At 57.1% G+C, this 20298-nt stretch carries 25 protein-coding genes; 16 read left to right on the top strand and 9 right to left on the bottom strand.

Going from position 1 to position 20298, the window contains the following annotated elements:
* Window positions 1-9: 9 nt before the first annotated feature.
* Window positions 10-903 (bottom strand): DUF3108 domain-containing protein, encoded by an 894-nt coding sequence (locus AB1724_00125; protein ID MEW6076201.1) that lies wholly within the window; start codon window positions 901-903, stop codon window positions 10-12.
* 166 nt (window positions 904-1069) lie between these two features.
* Here AB1724_00125 and AB1724_00120 point away from each other — a divergent pair, with 166 nt between their 5' ends.
* Complete coding sequence (locus AB1724_00120) at window positions 1070-1534, top strand: CBS domain-containing protein (GenBank protein MEW6076200.1); 465 nt, start codon at window positions 1070-1072, stop codon at window positions 1532-1534.
* 32 nt (window positions 1535-1566) lie between these two features.
* Here the strand turns inward: AB1724_00120 and AB1724_00115 are convergent, their stop codons facing one another.
* Entirely contained in the window at window positions 1567-1863 is a 297-nt protein-coding gene (locus AB1724_00115; protein ID MEW6076199.1) for a hypothetical protein, read from the bottom strand.
* 127 nt (window positions 1864-1990) lie between these two features.
* Window positions 1991-2770, bottom strand: a complete 780-nt coding sequence (locus AB1724_00110; GenBank protein ID MEW6076198.1) for an HD domain-containing protein — start codon at window positions 2768-2770, stop codon at window positions 1991-1993.
* Between the two features lie 125 nt (window positions 2771-2895).
* Between AB1724_00110 and AB1724_00105 the strand changes: the two genes are divergently transcribed.
* The 5 genes from AB1724_00105 (at window position 2896) to AB1724_00085 (ending at window position 6357) form a co-directional block, all read left to right on the top strand.
* Window positions 2896-3357: a YhcH/YjgK/YiaL family protein gene (locus tag AB1724_00105; protein ID MEW6076197.1), complete on the top strand. Its 462-nt coding sequence runs from the start codon at window positions 2896-2898 to the stop codon at window positions 3355-3357.
* Window positions 3358-3392: 35 nt separating this feature from the next.
* Window positions 3393-4097, top strand: coding sequence for a TonB family protein (locus AB1724_00100; GenBank protein ID MEW6076196.1), 705 nt, complete (start codon window positions 3393-3395; stop codon window positions 4095-4097).
* Entirely contained in the window at window positions 4094-5206 is a 1113-nt protein-coding gene (locus AB1724_00095) for a tetratricopeptide repeat protein (GenBank protein MEW6076195.1), read from the top strand. The genes AB1724_00100 and AB1724_00095 overlap by 4 nt, the downstream gene beginning before the upstream one ends.
* A 327-nt stretch (window positions 5207-5533) precedes the next feature.
* Window positions 5534-5689 carry a hypothetical protein gene (locus AB1724_00090; protein MEW6076194.1) on the top strand — a complete coding sequence of 52 codons (156 nt, stop codon included), beginning with the start codon at window positions 5534-5536 and terminating at the stop codon, window positions 5687-5689.
* 242 nt (window positions 5690-5931) lie between these two features.
* Window positions 5932-6357, top strand: a complete 426-nt coding sequence (locus AB1724_00085) for a DUF3783 domain-containing protein (protein ID MEW6076193.1) — start codon at window positions 5932-5934, stop codon at window positions 6355-6357.
* Window positions 6358-6385: 28 nt separating this feature from the next.
* Here AB1724_00085 and AB1724_00080 read toward each other — a convergent pair whose 3' ends face one another.
* Window positions 6386-6829, bottom strand: a complete 444-nt coding sequence (locus AB1724_00080; GenBank protein ID MEW6076192.1) for a hypothetical protein — start codon at window positions 6827-6829, stop codon at window positions 6386-6388.
* Window positions 6830-6953: 124 nt separating this feature from the next.
* Here AB1724_00080 and AB1724_00075 point away from each other — a divergent pair, with 124 nt between their 5' ends.
* Complete coding sequence (locus AB1724_00075; protein MEW6076191.1) at window positions 6954-7811, top strand: SDR family oxidoreductase; 858 nt, start codon at window positions 6954-6956, stop codon at window positions 7809-7811.
* A gap of 11 nt (window positions 7812-7822) precedes the next feature.
* Here the strand turns inward: AB1724_00075 and AB1724_00070 are convergent, their stop codons facing one another.
* A complete protein-coding gene (locus AB1724_00070; protein MEW6076190.1) occupies window positions 7823-8962 on the bottom strand; it encodes an MFS transporter in 1140 nt (379 codons plus the stop codon).
* An 83-nt stretch (window positions 8963-9045) separates the two neighbouring features.
* On the opposite strand from AB1724_00070, the gene AB1724_00065 reads away from it, so the two are divergent.
* From AB1724_00065 to AB1724_00025, 9 genes are all read left to right on the top strand, one after another.
* Window positions 9046-9804 (top strand): septal ring lytic transglycosylase RlpA family protein, encoded by a 759-nt coding sequence (locus AB1724_00065; protein ID MEW6076189.1) that lies wholly within the window; start codon window positions 9046-9048, stop codon window positions 9802-9804.
* Window positions 9805-9862: 58 nt separating this feature from the next.
* Window positions 9863-10432, top strand: coding sequence for a hypothetical protein (locus tag AB1724_00060; protein MEW6076188.1), 570 nt, complete (start codon window positions 9863-9865; stop codon window positions 10430-10432).
* Window positions 10433-10506: 74 nt separating this feature from the next.
* Window positions 10507-10698 carry a type II toxin-antitoxin system VapB family antitoxin gene (locus AB1724_00055; GenBank protein ID MEW6076187.1) on the top strand — a complete coding sequence of 64 codons (192 nt, stop codon included), beginning with the start codon at window positions 10507-10509 and terminating at the stop codon, window positions 10696-10698.
* 6 nt (window positions 10699-10704) lie between these two features.
* Window positions 10705-11061, top strand: coding sequence for a PIN domain-containing protein (locus AB1724_00050; protein MEW6076186.1), 357 nt, complete (start codon window positions 10705-10707; stop codon window positions 11059-11061).
* 57 nt (window positions 11062-11118) lie between these two features.
* Window positions 11119-11571, top strand: coding sequence for a FosX/FosE/FosI family fosfomycin resistance hydrolase (gene fosX / locus AB1724_00045; protein ID MEW6076185.1), 453 nt, complete (start codon window positions 11119-11121; stop codon window positions 11569-11571).
* A 200-nt stretch (window positions 11572-11771) separates the two neighbouring features.
* A complete protein-coding gene (locus AB1724_00040) occupies window positions 11772-12194 on the top strand; it encodes a GNAT family N-acetyltransferase (GenBank protein MEW6076184.1) in 423 nt (140 codons plus the stop codon).
* 342 nt (window positions 12195-12536) lie between these two features.
* A complete protein-coding gene (locus tag AB1724_00035) occupies window positions 12537-13058 on the top strand; it encodes a hypothetical protein (protein ID MEW6076183.1) in 522 nt (173 codons plus the stop codon).
* 542 nt (window positions 13059-13600) lie between these two features.
* Window positions 13601-14185, top strand: a complete 585-nt coding sequence (gene gmhB, locus AB1724_00030) for a D-glycero-beta-D-manno-heptose 1,7-bisphosphate 7-phosphatase (GenBank protein MEW6076182.1) — start codon at window positions 13601-13603, stop codon at window positions 14183-14185.
* A complete protein-coding gene (locus tag AB1724_00025; GenBank protein MEW6076181.1) occupies window positions 14182-16362 on the top strand; it encodes an ATP-dependent RecD-like DNA helicase in 2181 nt (726 codons plus the stop codon). Before gmhB ends, AB1724_00025 begins: the two co-directional genes overlap by 4 nt.
* Before the next feature lie 19 nt (window positions 16363-16381).
* Here the strand turns inward: AB1724_00025 and AB1724_00020 are convergent, their stop codons facing one another.
* The 4 genes from AB1724_00020 to AB1724_00005 all read right to left on the bottom strand — a co-directional run bounded on the left by AB1724_00020 (window position 16382) and on the right by AB1724_00005 (window position 20257).
* The gene (locus tag AB1724_00020) at window positions 16382-18310 is read right to left on the bottom strand and encodes a tetratricopeptide repeat protein (protein ID MEW6076180.1); all 1929 of its coding nucleotides are present in this window, start codon (window positions 18308-18310) and stop codon (window positions 16382-16384) included.
* A gap of 20 nt (window positions 18311-18330) precedes the next feature.
* Window positions 18331-19128 carry an NRDE family protein gene (locus AB1724_00015; GenBank protein ID MEW6076179.1) on the bottom strand — a complete coding sequence of 266 codons (798 nt, stop codon included), beginning with the start codon at window positions 19126-19128 and terminating at the stop codon, window positions 18331-18333.
* Window positions 19129-19220: 92 nt separating this feature from the next.
* The gene (locus AB1724_00010; protein ID MEW6076178.1) at window positions 19221-19634 is read right to left on the bottom strand and encodes a biopolymer transporter ExbD; all 414 of its coding nucleotides are present in this window, start codon (window positions 19632-19634) and stop codon (window positions 19221-19223) included.
* The gene (locus tag AB1724_00005; GenBank protein MEW6076177.1) at window positions 19628-20257 is read right to left on the bottom strand and encodes a MotA/TolQ/ExbB proton channel family protein; all 630 of its coding nucleotides are present in this window, start codon (window positions 20255-20257) and stop codon (window positions 19628-19630) included. Before AB1724_00005 ends, AB1724_00010 begins: the two co-directional genes overlap by 7 nt.
* Window positions 20258-20298 lie beyond the last annotated feature (41 nt).

The following is a 20298-nucleotide window of genomic DNA, read 5'->3' as shown; positions in this document are numbered from 1 at the left end:
TAATATCGGCTACTTTCTGACGCCGGCGGGGGGAAGGTCGCCCGGAGCCGGGGCTTTCAGAATGACTTTCCGCTGAGGCGTAAAACCGACCATCTCCGTATCCACCCTGCCGAACAGCAGTTCACTGGTGACCTTCAGAATCTGCCGGGGCTGATCCGCGGATATGAAGATCCGGGCCTGCCGCAGGCTGTCGTCTGATTCGTCCGCTTCGGCTTTGGTCAGTTTTTTTATGCTGGGGATAAGGACAAAGGCCGGGCGGGCTTTTCCATTGACCGTTACCGATGTCTTTCTGACCGCCACGAATTCAATCAGATAGCGGTGTTTGCCGTTAAACAGATCGAACCGGCGCTTATCGCCCACTTTCCATTCCTGGCTCAAGGCGAGGAGTCCGGCGGAGTAAGGATCCAGGGTAAAGTTGTCCGGATCGAACTTCAGGGTTTTGACATTTCCCTCGTCATCCCTCCTCACGGAGAGGATTTCCCCGTCCGGCAGAAACTCGATCCGGACGGTTTTCTGCCGGGAATTGGTTTCGGCAACGGAAAACGAATATTTCGGTTTGAAAGTGTCGGCGGCCAGAACCGTCGCGCACTGGTAGCGAAGCTTGAAAACCACGTCAATTCCCTTGGCCGTCTGGGCGCTGGCCCGGATTTCATAATCGCCGTCCCGGCGGTCCAGTTCCAGCGCGGCACTGGCTGCCGGGACTCCGTTCCATGACACCACATAGGAATACAGACCCGGCAATGGCTGAAAAGAATCGGCTGGGGCATAAACAGGCGTGGAAACCCGCACTTGATTTGCGGGAATTCTTTTGGCCGGCAAAGGAAGCACCGGCAGCACCGCAAGCGCAAGGGCCGCGGCCATGACGAGAAGCCATCGGCCTGTTCGTTGCTTTTTCCGGGTCACATCCGCTCCCTGTTGTGGATTCATTCGGCTGGTACTATAAATAGCCAAGAAGTCCTTTTCTGTCAATTTCATTCAAAATGAGTTTCCCCGTTTTGGAATCAACGGGATATGTGCTAAAAATATTTTATCGGTCAGCTTAAAAAAACTCACAGACATGGGAGGAGATATGATTCGGGCCAGAGACATTATGACCAGGGATGTTATTACCGTTGCGCCGGAGACCGACATTGCCCAGGCCGCCGGCATTCTGCTGAAAAATCACATCAACGGTGTCCCGGTGATAAACCGGCAGGGAGAACTGGTGGGAATGCTCTGCCAGAGTGACCTGATCACCCAGCAAAAGCGCTTTCCACTGCCGTCCATTTTCACCTTCCTGGACGGCATCTTTTCACTCACATCCGCTAAAGCGCTGGAAAAAGAAATACAGAAAATCGCGGCCACCACCGTGGCGGACGCCATGACCCCCGATCCGGTGTCCGTTGAGCCGGACACGGCCATCGATGAAGTGGCCTCCCTGATGGTCGAAAAGCATTTCCACACCATACCGGTGGTGGACGACGGCCGCCTGGTGGGGGTGCTGGGCAAAGAGGACGTCCTGAAAATGCTCGTCAGCGGAAACCCGCCCGCCTGAGCAGACACCTGCCGCAGGACAACCGCGACCGCTTATTTGTGCGCCTGGGAGACGAAAGCCACGACCGCCAGCAGCGCGATGATGACGCCGAAACCGAAATAGAGATAAACGATGTATTCCGAGCTCTGGAAGAGATCGGTATAGAGTTCCAGGTTGCACAGGTATCCCCAGTACAGGGCGAACAGATAATTGATCACCAGCGCCAGTTTGGCCCTGCCGAAAAGCAGCGCCAGCGTGCTGATGGTAAGAAAAAGAACGATCTGGGTAATCGGAATGACGACGGTGGTTTCGGTAAAGAATTCGAAAGGCAGGGACGTTAAGAAATCCATGCGGGACTCCTTTCTGTTGTTAGCGTAAAAAGAATACCTGGGAAATGACGCTGATTTGAAGGTAAATTATTAATTGAAACGGCCGGTTGAGTCAACACAAAAACAAGCGGTGACGTTTTTTCTGAGCTTATGGCGCAAAGGGCTTCAACCATTCCTCCACCTGACCAAAGACAGCGGTCAATTCTTTTGACGCCGGCAGCGTGGCCATGATCGCCGGGATATACCCCCGCTCAATGACTTTCCGGACGGCGGGCGGAAAGTTCAAATCAAACACCCAGCTGATCTGCATCAGCTTAAAGTCGTTCAGCCGGGAGATCGCCGACTTGTTAACCAGCCGTTTTTCAGCCACGGCCTGAAGGGCTTCCGGAGAATACTGGCCATCATCCGTCATGCCGAGCGCGATCAGCGCCGGCGTAGCCGTGTTACGAAACTGATCATCGGTGGTTACCACCCTCCAGATATCGAGTTTGTCGGCATCCCTGAGCAGTTTAATAAAAACCAGGGCGACCTCTTCCTGGTCCCCGGGAAGCGCGGCGGCATTATGAAAAGCGACGGCCGCGCGCAGAATCTCCGCCTCCCGCACATCCCATCCATCCAGCAGGCGCTCCTCTTCGATTACCCGCAGGCCGATCCGGGCGTGATCTTCAGACAGATCGTCCACAAAAGTGCCGTACTGGTCCAGTTGCCGGAACCGGCCGACATCATGCAGGCAGGCGGCGGCTTCGGCCAGCAGGAGCGCATGGTGATCAAGGCCCAGTTCCCGCCCCAGGGAAACGATCTCCCGGCAGACCCGAAAAGTATGGTTTTTCTTCAACAGGTATCCTTCCGGGTTTGCGGCCCGGGAGGCAAATCCATCGGCATATGCTTCAAACCAGTGTTTGAGACGATCGACCTGTTCAGGCGTCACGGATCACATGCTCCTTGTATCCGGGTTTAAGTCTTTGTATCAAAAGAAGCATTGCAGAATTTACCGGTTTTGGCAATAATCGAACCGCTTGGTCATCCGGAATCAAACCATAAAAAGGCGCCCGAATGATTTTAGATATGCTGGCAAATGCAAGTCGTTACCAGACGCTTATCCCGGGATTCGCCGCGGCTTTCGTGTTTCTGGCGCGCCCGGATCTGAAGGATCTGGCAACGGGAAAATATGGGATCGACGGCGAAAACGTGTACGCCACGGTATCCAAAGCGCCTGGCCGCAAGCCGGAAAATGCCCGGCTGGAGACACATGAGCGATATATCGATATTCATCTGATTCTGGCCGGAACCGACCTTATCGGCTGGAAGCCGGCCTCGTTGTGCGCGACGCCAGCCGGGGAATATGACGGGACGGCGGACGTGCGGTTTTTCGCGGACGAACCGGTTGTCCGGCTGGCCACCGCTCCTGGTATGTTCGCGATTTTTTTTCCGGAAGACGCGCACATGCCGGGCGTCTCGGCCGGACAAATCCACAAGGTCATCGTCAAGGTCGTGACTGTTCCGGAGAAAAAATGACGGGCGCAAAGGCCCGCTCCGCCAATACTGCATAAATGACAAATTCGACACATCATACCAGAGAAGCCGGTAACCGAACCGGATGGCTGACTGCCGCGGCCGCGGCACTGGTGATCAACCTGATCATGTTGAGCGTTCTGCCGGTCGTCAACATCGGAACCGTGACGCTGCCCAGGACATCACCCGCCCCCCGGGCCGTCCAATTCGTCCGGCTGAAGCCGCCCGAACCCGCCGGACCGCGACACGCAACACTGGCAAAAAAAGCGCCTCCACCGGAACAGGCTCTGCCGCCGGTGCCGACCGCCGTGAGTCTACCCCCGGATTATCTGGACCGGACCCTGCGCCCGGAGCTTCAGGCCATATCCGTCCGGGACGGCATCCCACAACTGACCGATATGCCCCTGGCGACCATTGATCCCGGGGTCACCGGCGCGAACGGCATTTTCAGCATCCAGGAACTGGACCGGCCGCTGACGGCCGTCTCCCGGATGCCGCCGCTTTATCCCCTCGGCGCCAGGCGGGCTTCCATAGAAGGTTGGGTGGAAATAGAGTTTCTGGTCGATACCGGTGGCCGGGTGGAAGATATTCGCATCATCAAGGCCCAGCCGCCGGGGGTGTTTGAGGAGAGCGTCCGGCAGGCGGTCGCCGGATGGCGGTTTCAGCCCGGGACTGTTCAGGGAGATCCCGTCAGAACGCTGGTGACCACCACCGTCCGTTTTGACCTGGAGGATAACCCATGAAGTATCCAGGTGTTATCTGTCTGATGCTGATCCTGGCCTTCGGGGTCTGCGGACCGGTCATGGCCGCTGATGCCGGCAAGACGCCCGCCCCGGCCGCCCTCGCCGTCAGCAAGTCCCGGCAACTGCTGGCCGGGGGAAAAACAAGGGAAGCCCTCGAACTGCTGGAATCGTTTCAGTCACGGCAAAAGACCGTTTCCGCGGACGAGGCGGACAGCCGGGGGTATACCCACCCGCTGATCGATTTTATGATCGGCAACTGTCGCCTGCTGCTGAAAGACCCGGCCGCCGCCGTTTCCCACTATCAGGCCGCCGTCAACCGGAAACCCGACTTTACCGAAGCCCGTCTTAATCTGGCCCGGGGATTATATGATCTGAACCGGCCGGCGGAAGCCGCCCGGGAATTTACCGCCGCCTATGACGCGTCCGGGAATCAGGCTGTCGAAGCGCTTTATTACGGGGCGGTCAGCTTCATGGAAGCCAAAGATTATTCCCTGGCGCTTACGGTTTTCGACAGGCTGCTGAAAAATCATCCGGACGCCCTGACGCCGGAGCGCCGCCAGACCCTGGCCCGGCTTTACCTGGCGCTGGAAAGGCCTGAGCAGGCCCTGCCGCATATCGAATTTCTGGCCGACCAGGCGGATCTGAAGGATCGGCAGGCATGGCGGGAAACACTGATCCATCTTTACCTGGAGCTCCACCGGGAAGAAAAGGCGATGGCACGGGCCGAGGCCTACACCCGGGACGATCCGCTGGAACCCAAATGGTGGAAGCTTCAGGCCTGGCTCCTGCTTTCCCGCCAGGATTTCCGCCGGGCACTGACTGCTCTGACCGCCTACAGCTATCTATCCCCCCTGTCCGGAGAGGAGGCCGCGCTGCTGGCCGACGTTAACTTCACGGCGGGAATCCCACAGGAAGCGGTTCGCCTTTACGAACAGCGGCTGATCGAAAAGCAGGATCCGGAACTGATAAAAAAGGCGGTCCGCGGGTACCTGCGGCTGCATGACAAGCATCAGGCACTGGTCTGGGTGGAGGCCGGCCTGAAGCTGACGCCCGGTGACAAGGATTTGCTGGCCTTTAAAACGCATCTCCAGAGCCGGAAACCGGAATAACTGCCTCTATTCTTTCCCTCTTCTCCCATTCAGTGGGCACATGGCGGTCAAGGGGTGGTTCGCTTGCCCCCTTGAATCCTTGACGCCTTGAACCCTCACAAAACATAGGGCCGTGATTAAACATCAGGCCTTGTTTGCTGAAACGAATCGAACGATAAACCAAAAAAATTTTCCCAACTGTGACCTGATCTGTCACAGGTCCATGATAGCGTGTAATTACGGTTGAAAATGAGTTTTTCAGCCGGAGGCTTTTATCGGAAGGGTGGACATTTTTATTCATCCAAAAACATAACAACCTAATCACACCATTGCCCACCGGAGGTACCCATGGAAATCATTGTCTGCATTCTGACCACCCTGTTTTTTGCGGTTATGGAAATACGGGACATCAAGGTTCGATATACGGGGATGCGGCACGCCCGGATCGAAAACGAAGAGTTCATGCTTCTGCCGCTTTATTCGGATGAGCGGTCTCCCCGCTGAGTCCATAACCTCCGGCAGGGCGACTGTCGGTTCGGCCCAGCCACGACGCGCGGGTTGAAGACGGCGACATCTTTATGGTGACGCCCGTCCGGCAGGCCCTTGACAACCCCGCGAATTTTTTATAATGCCATGTCCTGACGGGTGATCCAGCGCGCGACCGGCGAAGAAAAGCAGGCCGGCAGCAGAGGGAGCGAGGCCCCCGTCGCCGAACTTAAACACCACCCACCGGATCGGGAGGAGTCATGAGTCAGGGGACATTTACCAGAATGGGGGAAACGGATCAGCCGCTTTACGGCCCGAAGGCTTTGCTGGTGTGCGGGTTTACGCCGCCGGAGCAGGACGCCGTCATGAAACTGCTGGCCGCCGTCCGGCTGACGGATGTGCCGATAATTTTTGCCGCCGCGACCGACGGCGAAGAAAAACTGGCGGATCTGTTGCGCCGAACGGATCAATCGGGCCGAAACGCCGACTCCGGGCTGGCCCGGGCCATCATTATTTCGGGTATAACGGAAAGCGAGCTTCACCGGACACTGGCCGCTTACCGGCAGTCCGGATTGCCGCGGCCGCTGTGGGCGACCCTGACGCCGTTTTCCGAAAACTGGACGCTTTCCGCCCTGATCACTGAGCTGGAACAGGAACGAACCGCCATGGAACAGCAGCAGGGCTGACCCGGATGCGTCAACGCTTTTTCGGAGTTTAATGATACTGTTGAGAAGACAGCTTTTGCATGAGGTCTTCATACAGGCTGTCCCATCCCGGGAAGAATTCGGGCGGGAATCCGGGAGAGAACCAGTCGGACGCAAAAAAAGGATCACCCGGTGTGGGGGTTACAAAGGCAGGCTCGGGAGCCGGATACGGGACATACTGATGGAACAGAAAGTATTCGGAAAAAATCATTTCAAGGCCGGCGGTCATTGACTCGCTCATATCATCTTTTAATTCGTCAGAGGGATAGATTTCCCGGTATTTAAGAACCTCGAAACCACACGTTTCCTTTATGGAGGCGAAACAAAGGCCCTGATCGCCGGATATTTCACACAGTTGATAATCTTCCAGAAGCGACCATCGGGCGGATGCGTCGCCGGCAAACAGGCCTGCCATGCAACAGGCGATGACAAGAATGCTTTGGAGTCGGTTCATTGATAAAATACCCTTTGCGGTTAATATTTCAAAAACCCGGCAGATTGAGGATAAACAGGACAGCCTGAAATTCTGATCGTATAGTAGCAGAAAACTCGGATAATGTCAAATTAAGGCGATTAGCATGAAAACTGTAATGATTACAGGTTCTTCCACTGGAATCGGCCGCGAATGCGCCCTTGATCTTGCCCGCGCCGGCTGGCGGGTATTTGCCGGCGTCAGGAAACCGGCGGACGGGCAGGCGATCCAGGCCGAAGCTCCCGGCGCCATCACGCCCCTGATCATTGATGTCACCGACGCGAAAAGCATCGGGAAGGCGGCCGCGCAAGTGGAAGCGGACCTGGCGGGCGCGGGCCTGGACGGCCTGGTCAATAACGCCGGCATCAGTGTGCAGGGCCCCCTGGAGTTCGTGCCTCTGGCCATGTTCGAGCAGCAGCTCAAGGTCAACGTGACCGGCCAGCTGGCCGTCACCCAGGCCTTCCTGCCCCTGATCCGCAGAGCCCGGGGCCGGATCGTGTTCATGGGCTCGGAAAGCGGCCGCTACACCCTGCCCCTGCTGGGGCCTTATTCCGCCTCCAAGTTCGCCCTGGAAGCCGTCGGCAATGCCCTGCGGCTGGAACTGATGCCGGCCGGCATCCGGGTCGTCCTGATCGAACCGGGCAGCGCCAAGACCCCCATCTGGGACAAGGCCAGCAGCAGCAGCGACAGCCTCATCAACAGCATGCCGCCGCAGGCCCGGAACTACTATGCCGCTGAACTGCGACTGTTGAGCAAGCTGCCCCAGAAGATGAACAAACTCGCCTTTTCGCCGAAAAAGGTCTCCCGGGCCGTTATCCACGCCCTGACGGCCGGAAGGCCGAACATCCGGTACGTGGTCGGCGCGGAAGCCCGGGTGATGGTTGCCTTTTACGGGCTGACGCCCGCGCGCCTGGCCGACTGGATTACCGGAAAAATCATGGCCGCCCTGAGCCGCTATCTGTAGAACAGGGGCTTTTATTTCTCCGATGATTTGAGCACCGGCCACAACATCAGCCCGCCGGCCGCGGCCACGGCCGCGCTGCCGAGAAACAGCGGCGTGGAACCCGCCAGATCAAAGAAATAGCCGTTGACGAAAACCCCGACCATCATGCCCAGTCCGAAGCTGACGGAGTTGTTCAGGGCCTGGCCCACGGTTTTGGCGCCCTCGGGGCTGACCCGGTCCATGTAGAGAATGCTGGCCATGTGAAAGGCGGCGTAGGTGATTGCGTGCAGAAGCTGGGAGAAGAGTACCGCTCCGGCCGAGGCGGCAAAATACATCAGGATCCAGCGGGCGCAGGCCGCAAAAAACGAGAAGACCAGTACGCTTTCCAGGGCAAACCGGTCAAACAGGCGCCGGGAGGAGATCATGACGATGATTTCGGCCATGGACGCCAGGGCCCAGGCAAAACCGATGAACATGTTGCCGAACCCCAGTCGCTCCAGGTGGATGGAAAAAAACCCGTAATAGGTGCCGTGGCTGACCAGCATCAGGAATCCGCACACCAGAAAGATCACGATTTTTTTCCGGGCCAGGACGGTTACCGGTACTGTTTTTTCCCGTTCTTCCTTTCCTGCGGCCGGCATGAGCAGCGCGCCCAGGGACTGGACCAGCATGCCCGCCAGGATCAGGGGCACGATGATATTGACCGAATAGGCATCCGTCAGCCGGCCCATCAGGATGACAATGGCGACAAAGCTGGCCGTTCCCCAGGCGCGGATTTTACCGTAACTGGTTTTCCGCGTGCCCAGGATGTCCATGGAAAACGCTTCCATGAAGGAGATGACCGGGGCGCGGAATATGGCAAAGAAAACGGTGATGATCAGCATGGGGAGAAAGTCCGTAGTCCACAGGAAGAAACTCCAGGCCCCGGCGCAGACAACGTTGCACAGCACGTAGATCGGTTTTCTGGCGCCGAAGCGGTCGGCCAGGGCGCCCCAGAGTACCGGGAAAATAACGGTGGCCCCGGTGTTCACGGAGAACAGGGCCCCGATCTGGAACCCGGAAAAGCCCAGATGGTAGCAATAGAGGTTGAAAAAGGGCAGGAAGATGCCCAGCACCCCGAAATACAGGAAATACTGTAGCGACAGCGCCGCCCTGGACCGGTTGGTATCCAAACTTTCTCCGATATTGATTGCCTGACAGCATCAGTGATATATATTTTTCAATACGTTGTAAACCATGAGATGGAGAATTTCTTATGCCGTTGATTTTCAGAAGCACCTTCAGGATCTGGCTTTGCGGCCTGGTCGTCTGCTGTTTTCTGGCCGGCTGCGCCACGCCCGGGCCGCCCCGCCGGAAGTCCCAGAACGATCCCTACGAGGTGTTCGGCAAGCGGTATGCCCCTATCACCGACAGCACCAACTTCATGGAAATCGGCATCGCCTCCTGGTACGGCAAGGATTTCCACGGAAAAAACACCTCCAGCGGCGAGGTGTACGACATGAACGGTATGACCGCCGCGCACAAAACCCTTCCCCTGGGAACTTACGTCATGGTCGTCAACCTGGAGAACGGACGCTCGGCTATTCTCCGGGTCAATGACCGGGGCCCCTTTGTGGACGGCCGCATCATCGACCTGACCCATGCCGCGGCCGAGTATCTGGGCATTGCCCAGAATGGCACCGGCCGGGTGGCGGTCGTGGCCCTGGACCGGATGTACGCGGAAACTCAGCAGGGGGACAGCCATTATCGCCCGGCGACAGCCATGACGGATGATCCCGGCCGTTCCGGCTTTTCCCTTCAGGTCGGCTCCTTTGCCAGCCGGCAGAACGCCGAGCGCCTCCGGGCCGAGGTGGCACAACAGTTCGACACCGTCTATATCACCACCTCCGAAGACGGCGCCCAGACCCTTTACCGGGTTCGAGTCGGGCCGTTTGACTCGAAAGAGGCCGGCGAAGACGCCCTGGAAAAACTGAACCGGGCGGGATTTGAAAATGTCAAGCTGGTATCGGAATAACATATCATTTTCCGGATCGTCTCCCGATTATTTCAGACAAATAAGGACATAACGGCATATGAAAAATGCGGCCCGTGGGACGGTATTTTTCCTGATGGTAATAGTGCTGGCCTTACCCGGCCTGCTGGCGGCTGAAAACGAAGCGCCGGCGCAACCGAAGACGGAAGCTTCCCGCAACAAGACCGACGCGGTTCCTCCCCAGCCGGCCGGACCGGCGGTAAACTCGATCACCCAGCAGGCGGTGGGCATGGGCGTGCTTTCCAGCGCCGGCCGCATCAACCAGGTGGTCAATTTTCTTACCGCCGGCAACCAGAGCGGCGCTTTTCTTTTCCCGGTTCATCCACTGCCCGACCAGCATGTTTTTTCCACCTCCCTTGAGGTCGTCCGGCCGGACAAATCCATGTGCTATGCCAGCGCCAGTTTTTTTCCCAACCAGGACGCGGTGTATGACACGGTGGAATATGTCGACCGGAGCCCCCAGGACATGGAAAAGATCGTATTCAAGGACCTAAAGCGGATCGGCGTGCTGAAGAACGATATTGTTCTGCTGGATGGCGGGACGCTGAAGATATTTCTCATGCCCGCGGGAAAGGGGTGCGTGGTGATAAAAAAGGAAGTGGTTCGGTAGGGAACGTCCGGGCGGTTTGACATATATGCACGAATAATGCATATTAAGGCATCATAATTGTATGAGGTACGTATATGAGAACAACGCTGAATATCGAAGACGACCTGGTGGAAAAAGCCTCCCGTATGACGGGCATAAAGGAAAAGACAACACTGGTGAAACTCGGCCTGGAGGCACTGATTGCCAGAGAAAGCGCCCGGCGGCTGGCCAAACTGGGCGGGACCCAGAAGCAGTTGAAAGCGATACCCAGAAGAAAAGGGGCATGATAAGCCATGGTCCTGGTGGATACTTCGGTCTGGGTTTCACATTTTCGGGACGGAAACGCCGGGTTGGCCGCGCTGCTGGATGAAGGAAGCGTCATGTGTCACCCCTTCATCATAGGAGAGCTGGCCTGCGGAAACCTTACGGACAGAGCGACTATTCTTTCTTCTCTGCGCCTGTTGCCCATGACCGTTGAAGCCGATAACGAGGAAGTCTTAACTTTTATTGAGCGCCATCGGTTAATGGGGAAAGGCATAGGCTTTGTGGATGTCCATCTGTTGGCATCCGCCGTATTGACGGGAGTCCCTGTCTGGACGCTGGACAAAAAGCTGGCGCAGGCCGCTCATAGCCTGCGCATTAAATTTTAGGGGTTCTCAAAATGCGGTCTCGCGGGAAGGCGCTGTTGTTCGCGCTCTTAAGGTAAAATGATAGAGTCAATAAGCCATATTACTTTCATCGTAAAAAACGTTAAGCAGAGTGCCGAGCTTTTTCGTTCCGTTTTCAATGCTGAAGAAATATATGACAGTTCAAAAATGAATTTTTCAGTTGCATATGAAAAATTTTTTCTAATTGGCGGAATTTGGATCGCGATTATGGAGGGAGACCCTCTGTCAGAAAGAACTTATAATCACGTGGCTTTTAAAGTGGCAGAAGCTGATATTGCCGATTGTATAAACAAAATTCGGAAAGCTGGCTTGGAAGTATTTGAAGGTCGCCCACGGATTGAAGGCGAGTCTCGTTCTGTCTATTTTTACGATTTCGATAATCATTTATTCGAATTGCATACTGGAACGTTAAATGATCGGCTATTAAAATACACGGGTGGCCCGGGCCCCACTTTGGCGGGGTTGCCCGTGCCCGAAGGGCAAGAGGATTGAAAAAGGTCTCGCGGGAGGCCTGTGTTGTTCGCGCCATGAGCCTTTTGGGGGCGGGTTTAAATTTCTCGAACTCGGGCTGACGCCCTCAAACAGCGAGAAATTCTTGACGCAGACGGTTTAAACCCGCGTAACCCCAACGGCTCAAAAGGCGCTCACCCCGACGCCTTCCCGCGAGGTCAGATTTTACGGCCAACGGTGCCATGATACATTATGAGACAACAATAACTAACATTGATTGGGGAAAAGCAGCAGAGGTGTTCAGGCTTGCACCGCTTGGTGAACGCGATCCTGAAATGTTATCTCGTGCTTTTCAAAGAAGCTATGCGTATGTTTTTACATATGACGATGAAATGTTAATAGGTTTGTGCAGAGCCCTCTCTGACGGTGAATACCAAGCAGCAATATATGATGTTGTGCTTCTTCCCGAGTATCATGGCCGAGGAATAGGCAAAGAAATGGTTCGATTGCTATTCAACAAGCTTCAAGTTCCAAATATTATTTTATTTTCAGCTCCAGGCCGGGAAGGATTCTATCGCAAGTTCGGTTTCAAAAAAATGCTAACAGCAATGGGCATACTGCAACCACGAATAGGCGCTCCAGAATGCGGATATTTAGAACCATGAAAAATACAACCCTGCGATCACGGGTGACACGGGCCCCGCTTTGGCGGGGTTGCCCTTGCCCGGAGGGCAAGAGGATTGAGATGTCTCGCGGAAAGGCATTGTTATTCGCGCCATGAGCCTTTTGGGGGCGGGTTTAAACCGTCTGCGTCAATTTCTCGAACTCGGGCTGACGCCCTCAGACAGCGAGAAATTCTTGACGCAGACGGCTTAAACCCGCTTTTCCCCCAACGGCTCAAAAGGCGCTCACACCAACGCCTTCCCACGAGGTCAGATTGTTTTGGACAACTGTGCCCTGCGATATAATTTCATTGTTAGCCGTTAACGAGTTTACGAGGATTAATTATGAATTTGAGGCCAATTCGATATATTGTATTGCTCGTTATTCTTCTCCATTTTAAAGCCAATATTGCATTTGCAGGCTGGGAAGTTCAACAATCAGGTTTTGATTCATTATGTATCCTTCAATATTATTCATCAACCGAGGTGGGGCACAAACTTCTTGCGGGGGCATTGGAGGAATTAAAAAAAGAAGGCAAGCTAAATCAGTTAACAAGCCTGTTCGTAGTTGAATTGCTGGATGATTCTGTATTTGAAAATGAAATATTGTCTCTGCTACAAAAAAACAATCCAACTGAACTTGAGGCAGCATTAAGATCAGCCGAGAACATGCACAATCCTAAAGTGATTGCATTGCGTGATGCGGTTAACAATGCTGTATTTGGCACAGCCACAGTTGAAAAGATAAACAAAGAACTAAATTCCTATGGTTTAAATGTTTTAAGTGCGTCACATGAAAAGTTAACGATCTATGAAAAAGACGGGGTGAAACATTTTTTTGCTTTTTTATGGCTCAGTATAAAATAGAGTGGATCCGGCTAACCATTCAGCGCAAAAGGATCGCCAGGCTGGCTTTTTGGACAAACTAGGAAAAATGAGCATTAACCGTCTTTAAAGCAAGTCAGCGGAAACCTTGGCTGCCTCTGGCTGCCGGACGTTGCATCGTGTGTGGCAAGAGGGTTGACAAGTTGCCGGAGCTGACGGCTGACGGGCTCGGAAAAAGTCTTTTGTGAGCGACCTGCGATCATTTTGGGGAGAAAGGGCTCAAGGTCCCTGGCGTAAAGAATTTCTCGCTGTCCGAGGGTGAAGCCCGGACATTTCATGACCTAATGAACAGCCCGAGTTCGAGAAATTCAGCCAGGGACGTTGAGACCGCCCAAAATGATCGGGGAGCGAACAAAACGGCTTTTTTCGAGATTGCCATTCGGGTTATGATAAACACAGATGGCTTCGAAAATGAACAATATCATTTTGATGCTGGATTCCGGGTCAAGCCCGGAATGACGATGTAAAGGCTGTCTACGAATGCATCAAAACCATAAGGCGCCATAAACATACAACAGGCAACCATGAAACCACCCGCGCTTGAAAAAGTCGTCTTTCTGGATAAAGACGGCGTCATCAACCAGGACTCGCCGGATTACATTAAGGGCTGGTCGGAGGTGGTCTTTATTCCCGGTAGTCTGGAGGCCATCCGGCGGCTGACGGAAGCGGACTTTTCTATTATTATCATTTCCAACCAGTCGGCCGTCAACCGCGGCCTCATGACCCGGGAAGGGCTGGATTACATCTTTTCCAAACTGACCCATACGGTGGTCGACCACGGCGGCAAAATTACCGATATTTTTTACTGCCCCCACACCCCGGAAGAGGGCTGCGACTGCCGCAAGCCACTGCCCGGACTGATCCACGAGGCCTGCCGGCGGTACACCATCGACCTGTCTTCCGCCTGCATGATCGGAGACAGCGAGCGGGATATCGAATGCGGCAAAGCCGCGGGTTGCGGCTACTGCCTCCTGGTTAAGACCGGCAACGGCGAAACGGCTGAAACCCAACTCATGGCAAAAGGCATATTTCCGGAATATGTCGCCGCCGATCTCCTGGACGCGGCCAAATGGCTGGAGGACAACCACGATTCGGATCCGGCCGCATGATTACCATTGAGGGCAGTCTGGAGAGAATCCGGTTCCGCAACGAGGTCAGCTGCTATTCGGTGGCGGATCTGAGAACCGCGGGCCATAAGAATCTGATCACTCTGGTGGGCGTCATGCCATCGGCCGCGCCCGGCCAGACCGTGCGTGTGACCGGCGACTGGGTTGCGCATCCCAGGTACGGCCAGCAGCTTAAAATCACCGCTTATGAGATCGTGCTGCCGGCCACCACCGACGGCATTAATCGCTACCTTAAATCCGGCCTGATCCGCGGCCTGGGGCCGGCCATGGCGGACAGAATCACGGCTCACTTCGGTACGGATTCCCTGCACGTGATCGAGCGGGAACCGGAGCGGTTGACGGAAGTGCCCGGCATCGGCCAGGCCCGGGTCGCCATGATCCGGGCCGCCTGGCTGGAGCACCACGCCGTCCGGGAGCTGATGGATTTTCTCCGGGAAAAGGGCGTGGATATCGCCTACAGCGCCAGAATCTTCCGGCAGTACGGGCCGGAATCCCTGAACGTGCTTCGTACCGATCCCTTCCGTCTGGTCGAGGACATTCCAGTCGCGGGCTTTGTCATTGCCGACGCCATTGCCTTAAGTACCGGGGCCGCGGCTGACGATCCCCGCCGGATCCGGGCCTGTCTTTCCCACCTGCTGGCCCGGCAGGTCTCCGCCGGCCATGTTTTCGCCTTTGAGCGTCAGTTGCTGGAGCAGTGCGAATCTGTTTTCCAGATCGATCCGTCCCTGGCCGAAACCGCCCTGGCCGGTATGGCCGCCGGCGGCCAGGTCGTCCTGGAAGCCATGCCCGGCCCGGATCCGGACATCAACCTGGTCTTTCCGGCCCGGCTTCATGAAGCCGAAACCATGACCGCCGCCAGATTGCTGGCCCTGCTGGCCGCGCCCGTGGAGGACGCCGACGCCGCCGGCTCTGAAGACCTGATCGATCAGGTCGTCAGCCGGCTGGCCATCAAGCCTTCCTCGGAACAGCTTAATGTGCTGGAAAATGTCTTTCGCCACCGGGTGGTGGTCATCACCGGCGGTCCGGGCACGGGCAAGACCACCCTGGTCCGGGCCATTACCACCGTCCTGGAAGGCTCCGGCCGGACGGTCATCCTGGCCGCGCCGACCGGCCGGGCGGCCAAACGCCTGGCCGAGGTGTCGCATCACGACGCGGCCACCATTCACAAGCTGCTGGGGTACAACCTGGAGGACGAATCGTTTATCCGGAACCGGGACAATCCCCTCCAGGCCGATGCCGTCATTGTCGACGAGGCCTCCATGGTCGATATTCAACTTTTCTACCATCTGCTGTCCGCCATCCCCGTTTCCTCGGTGCTGGTGCTGGTAGGAGACGTCTTTCAGCTGCCGTCGGTGGGTCCGGGAAATGTTCTGGCCGACCTGATCCGGTCGGAGATGCTGCCGGTTTTCCTCCTGACCGAAATCTTCCGCCAGGCCCGGCAGAGCGCCATCGTCACCAACGCCCACCGCGTCCGCAACGGCCAGCCGCCCGACCTGGAAACGGCGCGGCGCCGGCCTCCGGATGAGGACTTCTGGTTTGTCGAGGAAAGCGATCCCGAGGCCATTGCCGGCCGCATCGTGGAACTGTGCGGCCAGACCCTGCCCGGGATGTTCGGGCTGGACCCGTTGACCGGGATCCAGGTGCTGACGCCCATGCACAAGGGCCCGGCCGGAACCATCAACCTGAACCAGAAGCTGCAGGCCGCCCTGAATTCGGCCCCGGCGGCCGGCGTCGCCGGCAGCACCGGGTTCAAGCCCGGGGACAAGGTGATTCATTTGAGGAACAACTATCAGAAGGAGGTCTTTAACGGCGACATCGGCACCGTTGCCGCCGTTGATCCGATGCGGCAGGTGTTGACCGTAGACTACGACGGCCGGCTGGTGGATTACGATTTTTCCGAAACCGACGAACTGACCCTGGCCTACGCCATCACCGTCCACAAGTCCCAGGGCTCCGAATACCCGGCGGTGATCGTGCCCCTGATCACCCAGCACTATACCATGCTGGAGCGGAACCTGCTCTACACCGCCATGACCCGGGCCCGCCGGCTGCTGGTACTCATCGGCACGACCAAAGCGGTACAGGTGGCCATGAGCCGGAACGACCCCCACCGCCGCCTGTCCCTGCTGGCGGCAAGACTGAACCCCGATCTTGAATGATCAGCACAATAGAACATCATTATTGATGACGCGGCAAAGCGTTCGGATCCAGGGCCGCCGCCCGACGGAAATACAAGGCAGCCGATGCCTGATCGCCATTTTCCAGACGAATCGTGGCCAGCCGATGGTAAACCCCGGCCATCTGCCGGGTCGACAATACCGGAGCCAGAACATGGTCGGCGGCTTTTTCAATGTCGCCGATCTTATTCAGCACGTTCCCCAGGTTATCAAGGGCCAGAGTAAAATCCGGGTCCAGGCGCAGGGCCGCCAGATATCGGTCCATGGCCTCCTCCAAGCGGCCGGCAATCGCATAGGCCGACCCCAGGTTGTTGAGCATTTCCGCGTCCGGCTTCAATCGTACCGCGGTCTCGTAATGGGCGATGGCGGCCGCGACGTCCCCCTTCTCCAGTAAAACCGCGGCCAGATTGTAGTACGCCGACGCATACCCCGGGTCCAGCCGCAGGGCTTCCTCAAATTGCCTGACCGCCTCATCCGGCCGGCCGGTTTCCGACAGCTCCACGCCCAGATTGTTGTACGCCTGGGCATAATCCGGATTGAGCCGCAGGGCCGCTTCGTAATGCGCCATGGCCTGTTCGGGCTGCCCCCGGTCGGACAGAAAGGCGCCCAGGCTGTTGTGGATCTTGGAGCTGTCCGGGCTGACGGCCAGGGTGCGGGTGTAAAACGTCAGCGGGTCCTTCCAATCCCTGTTACGGACGATGGCCCGGGCGGAAAACCCGACCATGACCAGACCGCCAATCAGCCAGGGCAGGACGATCCACGCCTTTTTATTCAGGCCGAAACGATACAGCCGGTTGATCAGCCAGGCCAGAATGAGACAGAATCCCAGGGAAGGAATATACAGTCGCTGTTCAGCAATGGGCCTTGACTCCAGAAAGATGATGTTGGCCGGGGGTATCAAAGTCAGCAGCATAAAGCCGATGCCGAAAAAAATCGTTCTGGACCGGCGCCGGGCCAGGACCGCCGCGACGGCAATCGCGGCCATGACCGCCAGCGACAGGAGGACAGCCGGTTCCCGGATAGAATGGGGAATAAAAAAGGCCCGGTCGGCGTTGAGATGGAACGGGAAAGCCAGGAGCGACAAATAGGTGCCGACGGTTTTCACGACCGCCAGCACATGCCGGCCAACGCTGATGTGAAAATCATCCGCGGGAATACCGGCACGGGCGCGGAGGGCCAGGATGAACCCGCCATAGACCAGGATCATCAGACCGTAAGGGACAATCCAACGGTATGAGTGGAAACGCTCCTTTTTGTCCTGAAAGCAGAAAGCATGAAACGCCAACACCCCCGGCAGGGTCAGGGCCACTTCCTTGGACAGGACCGCCAGCACGAAGCACAGCAGCGAACCGGCCAGGCGCGTCAGGCGCCGGACCGGCGCCCCGGTCCGGATAAAGAGCAGCCAGGCCGCCAGGAAAAACAGCAGGGCCAGCAGATCGGAGCGGTTTTTAACATAGGTCACGGATTCCGTGTGCACGGGATGGACCGCGAACAGGGCCGCCGTCAGAAACGGCAGCCCCATCAGCCACGGGCCCCGGGCGTTGTTTTGAGGAAGAGCATCTCCCGCGCTGCGGCCGATGACCGTTATCAGATAGAAGATCAGCAACACGTTGGCCGCGTGCAGCAGCAGATTGGTAAAGTGATAACCGGCGGGATTCAGGCCCCAGAAGAAATAATCGATGGCGAAGGTGATGGTCCGGACAGGCCGGTACACGACGGCCAGATCAGAGTATGGCTGCAGGTCGCTCCAGTAACGCGGCGTGAAAAACAGGGGAATATGGCGGAGGGTTTTGATGTAACGGTCGCCGGGGATCAGCGACAGGTCATCCCAGACAAACGCGTTGGAAAAGGTATTAAAAAAAACGCCCAGACATAAGGCCAGAAGGAAGGCAATCGCAAGCCGGTTCTGCTTTGTGAACGAATCCGTCATCTGTCCCGCTCGTTAGTTTTTCAAATCCTGCCGCCGGACGACTCCGCCTGCACAACCAGGGTTTCGGTGGAAACGGCCAGCCGGCCGAGGGCATCGGGCGTAAAGGTGCGCTCGGAAAAGGTCACCCTGTTCTCCCGGTCGACGGTGATTACCGAAGAACTCCGGGTTCCGTACACGTCCGTGACGATAAACAGGGGAGAAAGTTTCCGTTCCCAGTCCAGCCCCACCCCGGTTTGCGGCAGGGCGTTATCCGGCGCTGTTTCCCGGTCCTGGAGAAGAGAAAAAACCGATTCCGGATCAAGTGGTCCGGGCGTATTCAGCAATTGGGCCAGGCGCTGCTTCCCCTTCTCCACCTTGGGCCAGGGCGTGTTCAGCAGGTGATTGCTCAGGCCGTGGAGGCCGTCGGCAATTGGGGCAACCGGCCCCTGGCCGCGGTTGGAATAGTAATATAGAGAAGTCACGTCCCCGAAAACCAGGTTGAACCCGTTGCAGCCGGCCATCCGCTCCGCGTTTTCCCGGCAGAAGTCCGGCGGCGCGGATGATCCGGCCAGAAAATCAAGGACCAGCCGCCCGCGGGACGGCGCGTTCTCTTTTACCCGGGCCGGATCCCGGTAATTGGTGATGGCGGCGATCCGTCCGGAGCGGGTCACGCCCAGCCAGGTCCCGCCGGCTTCCAGGTCCCGGCCAGCCAGAAGCCCAGGGTGGTCCTTCCAGAAGGAGAGTTTTTCCGTGGGCCGGCGATAGAACTCATCCCGGTTTCCGGCAATCACCAGCGGGTAATCGGGATGACGGTTGATGGCGATAAAAAGCAGGCACATGCCGGAGTTATATCCGGTTTTGCCGGGAAGTTCAATCGGATACCCGGTGGGGACGGAATTGGCTCTTATACCAATTCCAAATCAAATCGGTATTACTCGTTTACGCTGGCCGCGATGGAAACGTTCTCCGCTCCGGCCAGTTTGCAGGCGTCCATGATTCGGATCACCGCGCCGGTGGTACTTTCCCGGTCCGCCACGATGATCACCCCGGCGTCCGGTATCTCGGTCAGGGCCCTCTCCACGTTGACCCGGACCGCCCGGATGTCGATTTCCCTGCGATCCATGAAGATACGGTTGTCCGGAGTGACGCCGATCATGATGGTGGCTTTTTCCTTGCCGGCGGCGGTGGCGGCCGTCGGCCGCCGCACGTCCACGCCGGTCTCCCGGACAAAGCTGGTGGTGACCAGAAAAAAGATCAGCAGCAGGAAAACCATGTCGATCAGGGGCGCCATGTTCAGCTCCACCCCTTTTTTCTGGGATCGTCGGGCGGCGGTGATATTCAGCATTTCGGCTGCGCGGCCTCCGTTATAAACCGTTTCAGATAAATGCCGGCGGAGGCCACCCGCTGTTTGAGGGTGGTTGCCCGCTGGGCGAGAAAACCGCTCATGTATAAACCCGGGATGGAAATCAGCAGCCCGGTTTCGGTGGTGATCAATGCTTCCGATATGCCCCCGGCCAGTGCCCGGACATTGCCCGTGCCGAACTGGGTGATGACGTCAAAGGTAACGATCATGCCGGTGACCGTGCCCAGCAGACCCAGCAGCGGCGCCACGCCGGCCAGGATATTGATGGCCGACTGATGCCGGTCCAGGGAGACCACCACGGACAGGACGGTTTCGTCCAGGATATGGACGTCAAGCTCCGGCCGGCCGCAGCGCCGGGCCAGGAATGCCCGCACCAGCAAGGCGTTCACGCCCTGGTATTGGGGCGCGGGCTGGCGGTTTTCCCGGATCAGTTGCCCGGCTTCCCGGCGGGGCATGTGTTTCAAATAAAGGCGCCGCAAAAAAACGGCCCGGTGGATGATCAGGACCCACATGGCAAAAGAGACCCCCAGCAGGGGGATCATCATCACGCCGCCGCTGGAAAGGTAGCCGTAAATTCTGTAGGCATAGTCCTGCAAAAAATACATCACTCGTCCCCTTGCGCCCCCGACCCCTCGACCCCCCGGCC

This window comes from Thermodesulfobacteriota bacterium, from assembly GCA_040753795.1.
Lineage (GTDB): Bacteria > Desulfobacterota > Desulfobacteria > Desulfobacterales > Desulfosudaceae > JBFMDX01.
The sequence above is the reverse complement of the archived record's forward strand: the minus strand, read 5'-3'. Positions and strand labels throughout refer to the sequence as shown.